Source organism: Halonotius terrestris, assembly GCF_006861665.1.
Taxonomy (GTDB): Archaea; Halobacteriota; Halobacteria; order Halobacteriales; family Haloferacaceae; genus Halonotius; species Halonotius terrestris.
Genome location: NZ_RKLU01000023.1, coordinates 1 through 6,558, shown reverse-complemented (window position 1 = coordinate 6,558; position 6,558 = coordinate 1). Strand labels below are relative to the sequence as shown.

The 6,558-nt window shown below is 59.4% G+C and carries 10 protein-coding genes; 7 read left to right on the top strand and 3 right to left on the bottom strand.

The features are described from left to right. Window positions 1–80: 80 nt before the first annotated feature. On the top strand, window positions 81–281 hold the full coding sequence (locus tag EGH24_RS15140; protein ID WP_246058045.1) for a primase-like DNA-binding domain-containing protein: 201 nt from the start codon (window positions 81–83) through the stop codon (window positions 279–281). A gap of 351 nt (window positions 282–632) precedes the next feature. Next, window positions 633–1,895, top strand: coding sequence for a phage NrS-1 polymerase family protein (locus tag EGH24_RS15470; RefSeq protein ID WP_185903346.1), 1,263 nt, complete (start codon window positions 633–635; stop codon window positions 1,893–1,895). Between the two features lie 120 nt (window positions 1,896–2,015). On the opposite strand, the gene EGH24_RS15130 is transcribed toward EGH24_RS15470, so the two are convergent. Continuing rightward, window positions 2,016–2,666, bottom strand: a complete 651-nt coding sequence (locus EGH24_RS15130) for a hypothetical protein (protein WP_142980905.1) — start codon at window positions 2,664–2,666, stop codon at window positions 2,016–2,018. 226 nt (window positions 2,667–2,892) lie between these two features. Between EGH24_RS15130 and EGH24_RS15125 the strand changes: the two genes are divergently transcribed. The 3 genes from EGH24_RS15125 (at window position 2,893) to EGH24_RS15115 (ending at window position 4,485) form a co-directional block, all read left to right on the top strand. After that, complete coding sequence (locus EGH24_RS15125) at window positions 2,893–3,426, top strand: DUF7342 family protein (RefSeq protein WP_142980904.1); 534 nt, start codon at window positions 2,893–2,895, stop codon at window positions 3,424–3,426. An 8-nt stretch (window positions 3,427–3,434) separates the two neighbouring features. Then, window positions 3,435–3,869, top strand: coding sequence for a hypothetical protein (locus EGH24_RS15120; protein WP_142980903.1), 435 nt, complete (start codon window positions 3,435–3,437; stop codon window positions 3,867–3,869). Between the two features lie 127 nt (window positions 3,870–3,996). Beyond that, window positions 3,997–4,485 carry a hypothetical protein gene (locus EGH24_RS15115; RefSeq protein WP_221886772.1) on the top strand — a complete coding sequence of 163 codons (489 nt, stop codon included), beginning with the start codon at window positions 3,997–3,999 and terminating at the stop codon, window positions 4,483–4,485. Between the two features lie 63 nt (window positions 4,486–4,548). Here the strand turns inward: EGH24_RS15115 and EGH24_RS15110 are convergent, their stop codons facing one another. Together EGH24_RS15110 and EGH24_RS15105 are read right to left on the bottom strand one after the other, a co-directional pair. Further along, window positions 4,549–5,061, bottom strand: a complete 513-nt coding sequence (locus tag EGH24_RS15110) for a DUF3368 domain-containing protein (protein ID WP_142980902.1) — start codon at window positions 5,059–5,061, stop codon at window positions 4,549–4,551. Then, entirely contained in the window at window positions 5,062–5,352 is a 291-nt protein-coding gene (locus tag EGH24_RS15105) for a UPF0175 family protein (RefSeq protein ID WP_011571395.1), read from the bottom strand. Window positions 5,353–5,502: 150 nt separating this feature from the next. Between EGH24_RS15105 and EGH24_RS15100 the strand changes: the two genes are divergently transcribed. Together EGH24_RS15100 and EGH24_RS15095 are read left to right on the top strand one after the other, a co-directional pair. Further along, on the top strand, window positions 5,503–5,793 hold the full coding sequence (locus tag EGH24_RS15100) for a hypothetical protein (RefSeq protein WP_142980901.1): 291 nt from the start codon (window positions 5,503–5,505) through the stop codon (window positions 5,791–5,793). Next, window positions 5,793–6,149, top strand: coding sequence for a DUF7558 family protein (locus EGH24_RS15095; RefSeq protein ID WP_142980900.1), 357 nt, complete (start codon window positions 5,793–5,795; stop codon window positions 6,147–6,149). Before EGH24_RS15100 ends, EGH24_RS15095 begins: the two co-directional genes overlap by 1 nt. The last annotated feature ends 409 nt before the right edge of the window (window positions 6,150–6,558 follow it).

The window sequence follows — 6,558 nt, the reverse complement described above, 5'->3', positions numbered from 1 at the left end:
AGAAAGTCGAGGAAGACCAATCGCCACCGTCGTTCGAAGCGTTTGTCGACGAATATCTCGTCGAAGACGCGGATGAAGCCGTGCCAAAAGACGATGTATTCGGTCTCTACAACGACTGGGCAGAGGCACACGGCATCGACGATCCGCTGAATAAGAGTTGGTTCACCCGGAAGCTCAACACCCATATCAAGGTGGACTCCACGAAGAAGCGAATCGACGGGGAACCCGTCCCGCATTACACTGGTGTCCGCATCCGGTCTGAAGAGGACTTTCAGCCATGAAATGGACGTACACGCTCCAATTCCCGATATCATCGGGACTTCTTGAGACCTATTCCACCCAAGCTGAATCATGACCTCATCCAATCAAACTCGAAGGTCGGAAATCACCCGACTGCGGCATGTTCCACCCAAATCTTCAATGGGTGGAACAGCTACGAAACGGCCGAAATGGGTGGAACACGCTCACGTCCAGCGATTTTTAACCTGCTATAGCGGGTGTTCCACCCAACAACCAACTAAGATAGAACGGGGGGTCCCCGTTGGGACCAAGGGATTGGATCGAGACGTAACGCAGAGAGCGTTCTGTGCTGGCTCAGAGCCAGTGAGAGCCATGCGAGGTGCTACGTGAGGATGAGTGAACCTATTATCGACGAGGCGGAGGCGATTCCGGAGACGTTACGCGAACGCGACCAGTGGGTGTGCTGGCGCGAGGAGGAGCGAGACGGCAAACCGACGAAGATTCCGGTGACGCCAGGGGCTGGGGGGTTCGCGTCAGCAACAGAGTCGGAGACCTGGGCGAGTTTCGAGGCAGCACTCGACTACAGCGAGACAGAGCACGCCGATGGTATTGGGTTCGTGTTTACTGACGACGACTCCATCGTCGGCATCGATCTGGACGACTGCCTTGATCCCGAGACAGATGACGTCGACGACGCAGCGCTGGACATCATCGAACGGCTCGACTCCTATACGGAGGTGTCACCATCCGGCACCGGCTATCACGTCCTGATCACTGGCGCACTCCCCGAGGGGCGGAACCGGCGCGGGAGCGTCGAATTGTACGACACGGCACGCTTTTTCACCGTCACTGGCGACCACGTCGAGTGGACACCAACGCGCGTTGCACGCCGGCAGGACGCGCTCACAGCGATTCACCGTGAGTACGTCCAGGACACAGAGCGTGACACAGCCTCCGAGTCCGAACAGCGTGATGGCACTGACGCCCGGTCACCGACGACCGACGCAGCCGACGTCGACGTCGACCTCGAAGACGAGGACCTCCTCGAAAAAGCGCGAAACGCATCGAACGGCGAGAAGTTCGAGCGGCTCTGGAACGGGAATACGGTCGGCTACGACAGTCAGTCCGAGGCCGACATGGCGCTGTGCTGTTTGCTGGCGTTCTGGACCGGTGGTGACCGGACCCAAATGGAGCAGCTGTTCCGCCAGTCGGGATTGATGCGGGAGAAGTGGGACGAGGTCCACTACGCTGACGGGTCGACGTACGGCGAGAAGACCATCGAGCGAGCGATTGCGACCACGTCGGAGTTCTACGACCCGGACGCCGGCGGCGATACCGAAGATCCCCACGGCACACCTGACTGGGTCGCAACTGGCGGGACGCCTGACGACGCAGACCGGAGTCGTGCGTATCTGGCGGAGAAAAACCGCTTGTTGAGCGAGCGCGTCGACGAACTTGAGGCAGCACTCGAACAGAAGACTGAGCGGATCGAGAGCCTCGAAGCAGAAATTGAGCGACTCACCAACGAACTCGCGGCCCGTGACCAGGAGACTCCGCAATACCACAAGGAAGACTCCGGTACGGGGGACGAGACCGGTGATGATCCAGAGCCAGCCTCGCTGGTAAGTCGATTCTTCGGTAGTCGGTCCGAGTAGTGTCGCCGCTTCACCGCCATCCGGGAAGGTCTCTCTCGGGCGTTCCAAGGTGTCATAGAACGAGTACCACACCAATCTTCTGACTTCCCCAATCGCCCAATGTACAGAATGCTTTCGCAATTAGTCCGAACAAGTCAGATTTGGATTGGAGTTGGCGAACTGGCCATTCGGATTCTCGGTAAATAGCCAGACATGGAGTCCATAGTGTCTGGGCTGGTCTGAATAATGGCCCTCCATCGGTCCACGAAAGGTTCGTCGGTCGTCACCAGCAAAGAGTGCAGGCGGATCCTCGACGTCACTCGTAGGGACGAACCATTCAGCTCCTCTCAGTTCGTACTGTTCAGTGTCTGTTCGTTCATAGAAGAGTACATTTGGCATATCGTAGGAAACCTGGGGAACATTCTCTTTTACGAATGGGGTACCCAATCCCCCGATACAGGTGTCGATATTTTGATACCCATCGTCTATTGCCTTCTCGTGGTCCTTGTATTTCTCCAGCTTGAGCTTCGCGTCGTTGACCCCCGCTCCCGAGCCACTCTGTCCGGAGCCACCATCAGTCGAGTCATCCGGTTGGCCGAGACACCCCGCCCCCAAGACGAAAAGTGGTGCCGACACAGAGAGAAGCTGCCGTCTATTCATAACTAGTTCTGTCCTGCTTTGGACATAAAACTCCCCGAGTGTGAAAGAGACGTTTGAATGGATTTCCTGACCATCAGTGATCCCCACCAAATAGCTCTCTAAATAAGCAGATTCACTGAGCAGGAGATGCATCTCCAACGGTTCTGAAACCAACACCTTGTGAACTGTTTTATGACTCCTTATCTAGTGGTCTGGTTCCGCGAGCCAAAATTGTTAACCAACAAAACTCGGTGTAACACGCTGTTTGTTGGTTAACTACGCTCAATCTCGCCGCAAAACGGGGGGTCCCGCAGGATACTCCAGTCAGGAAACTATTCCGCGAAGTAAGAACTATATCGTTCGCGCTGCAATTCTGAGTATGTCCGAGACAGACGCCGCCGATGGGCCACCTCCCTTTGAGGATGCGTTCGCCAGCGACGACGTCGAACAACGCATCTACGGCACCATCCTGCAAACTCGCGAGCCGACGGCGGCGAGCGCGATCGCCGACAGCGCCGACTGTGACCCCAAGACCGCCCGGAAGTATCTGGGCTGGTTCGACGACCTCGGCATCGTCACCCGACACGATGGCCATCCAGCCACGTACGAACGCAATGACGCGTACTTCGAGTGGCGACGCATCAACCAGCTCGCAGCCGACCACTCCGTCGAGGACCTGCAGAATCGCGTTCGTGAGCTGACGACGCGCATCACCGAGTATGAAGAGACGTACGACGCCGCGTCACCGGCCGCTGTCGATGCTGTCGCCGCCGCGGAGGGCAGCGACGAGCGGACCATCGACAACGTGTACAGCGACCTCGGCGACTGGGCGACCGCCCGCGAGGAGCGAGACCGCTACGAACGCGCCCGCCAGCAACGCACCGGTGGCGAACGCGAACAGGCATCCGGGTAGCCCGCTCGATGGTGCCACCGACAGGCGATGGCGGGAGCCCTGCCCCCATCGATCGTCCCATCCTCGAGTTCCTTCAGACGCGGCTCCAAGCGACGAGGCAGGTCTCCCACGCAGCCATCACGGATGCAAACGGCCATCTCGAGCTTCAGGTCGTCTTTGCATCGTCATACTACCCAGCGCCCGTCGACGACGCAACCCTGACTGTCCGCTGGTACATGAACGACGACTTCACAATCCACTATCGTGAGTTACATTCGGGGCACACCTGGGACTGCCGATGGGATCGGCATCCGAACCCCCACAATACGCGCGACCACTTCCATCCCCCGCCCACCGCCCTCACGCCCGGTGACGATGATTCGTGGCCGACCGATCATCGTGATGTCCTGCAACTGGTCCTCGACGAGATCGAAGAACGGATTGCAGCACTGTGGGACGACTAGACGACTCCCTCGCAGTGGCGTTTATCGCGCCGACCAAAGGGTGACGGCGCTCAGCCCGATGGGCACCACACGAGAGCCGCCGTGGTGTCCAGCCTGGTGTCAACTGAGCGCGGTCACAGGTGAATCCATGTCTACGTTTAGTAACTCCGAGACAGCGAGTGCATCGCCGTCAGAAAACCACACGAGCCCACCCCGAGAGACCGAGGACACAGAGCCACAGACATCCTGGCCAGACGATACGAGCAGCGAGGATGGAACACCAACGCTCAGGATGGACCACTGTCCGGAGTGTGGGAACCGTCGCTTCGTCTCAAAACTCCTCGTGTACGAGGTCACCGGCTACGACGAGGGCGGCGAGCAAGAATTCCGCCGCCAGCATGTCCGTGCAGAGTTCGAATACACCTGCAGTGAGTGCCAGACGACACTCCGGACGCTTCCCGCAGAGCGCCGCGATTACTACGACGAAGTCGCGGTCCTCGAAACGGAACGGCGGGCAGCCCTCCGTGATCAACTCCGCCAGCTGGGGAGGCGGGTTTGGCAGCGCCTTGCAGCGCGGACGACGTGGCTGGCACTCGGACTCGTGACACTCGTGACCGGGCTCGTGATCACACTCTAACAGACCGAAACGAGAACGCATCCTCGCTATGGAGCGTACTCTCCGTGCCGCAACGAGGACACATCAGTCGGCAAGTGATTCGAGTTTCTGGACGATCTTCGCGTAGACATCGGGAGCGCAGTACCAGCCCTTGTCGATCATCGCATCAATCACGGTTCGGGCATCGTCGACACTGAGCGTTCCCTCGCTAGCGAGTTTCAGCACGAGATATGCCGTCCCCCGAGTTGTGATTCCCTCGGCCGCTGCGACGTCACGGCCGTACGTCTCATCCATCACGGCCACGCCATCGTGGGCGTCGGCGCAGGCGAGGACAGCGACATCGGCATCGCTGAGGTTGCTATTATCCTGTAGGCGGGACAGCAGCGAGGTGGTCTCAACCGACACGATATCAAACCTGTCGGCGTCGACGCTGCGCTCGATGCGACGGGCGTCCGGATACCCCTGCTCAAGTCCAGTTTCGACGACCTCCTGGTAGACGCGCTCCGGGAGTACGCACGACGTGTCGAGGTGCTGGACGAGCGCGAGACGGTCGACTTTCGCGAGGTAGATGAGCGGCGTGGCGTCGAAAACCCACATTCACAGCGCCTCGAGATCCGCGTCGAGATGATCGTCCGCCACCCAGGTGATATCACGCTCTTTGGCGAGCTGTGCAAAGTCCCAGACGGACATCCCTGCCAGCTCAGCCGCCTTGCTAAACGTGACAGTGCCTGCCGCAAGCTGGTCGAGGGCCCGTTCGCGACGCCACTCCTCGAGTCCCTCGGAGAGGAGTTTCCGAACGGCCGTGCTCCGGTCAAGCTTCTCGTCTTCGAGATACGCCTCGAGTTCGGCCTCCAACTCGTCGGGCACGCGTGTCGAGATCGTTCCCATACTGTTTACTTCGTGTGCAATGTATACAAACGCTTCGGTGCTTCCTAGGAGATGGCTCCAGTCATCCGCTGTCGGCACACTCCAGCCAGTGAGTTTGTCTGCGCCGGAGGGCGTGGGCGCGCTCGAAGCGCGTGCAGAAGCGTGATTCCTATGTCTGGTCAAGATACCATCGACGACACGACAAGCGACTACGACCGGCTCGAAACCGAACTCGTTGCACAGGACCGGGATGCGTCCCGGGTCGCGACGGCGGACATCGACGAGGCGACTGCCCGCCGTCTCGTTGGTGACCTCGTCGAGGACGATGTGGTGACGCCGATCCCTGACCAACGCATTCTCGTCCACGAGCCCAGTAGCAAGCCCTTCGAGTCGATCACCCAGCTCGCCGTGTTCCATCGTGGCTGGCAAGCCGCCACCGATGTCGACGCGGAGGATAACTGATGCAACAGACGCTTTCTGGGTGTGCGTTCTGCGATTCACCGCCCGGTGCAGAGATGGGCGAGGCGCATACGTGGGGGAAAGACGAACGGGTGACGCACCCAATCTGTGTCGACTGCGCCACCCAGACGCAGTCGGATCCCGACGAGCGCGACCACCACGCCTGCGACGGGTGCGGACTGGTCGTCGACGCCCTCGCGGCACTTACCCGGTTCCGCGTCGAACTCGGCCATCTCGAGGGGCCGCTCCAACTGTGTGCTCGCTGTAGCCCTGGTGGGCTCGCGACGTACTGGACGCGTGACCTCACGGAGCACCTNNNTGNNNCNACGCACTTAGCCGTTTTCGTGTGTACGATGTGAGCCTCACTCGGCCACGGGGTGCTTCGTGAGGTGATCACGCATGTCCGACTCCCCGCGAGATGGGTCCAGTCGTGAACTGAGTCACCAACCCACCCCTGAAGGGGTGGGTGTCCGACTTGAAATTCTATGATCTCTGTGTCGCAATATCCGTTTGTTTGAGGCTCAAGTCCGGCAGCTTCCAATCCCTCGTTCCAGCCCCCGAACGTTGAACGTACTGCGCCTTCTGTAAATTCAGTCTCGTTGTTGATCTCTGAGTGCGTTGGCGGTCGACTTTTTTATCGGCGAGCCGCTGTAGTTCGTCGACGATCGTTTCACCAGGTATCGATACCTGATGGGCACGCATATGGCCGGCAACCTTGACGTTCGTGTCGAAGGATTCCCCACAGATGTCGCACGTGTAGTCTCTTTC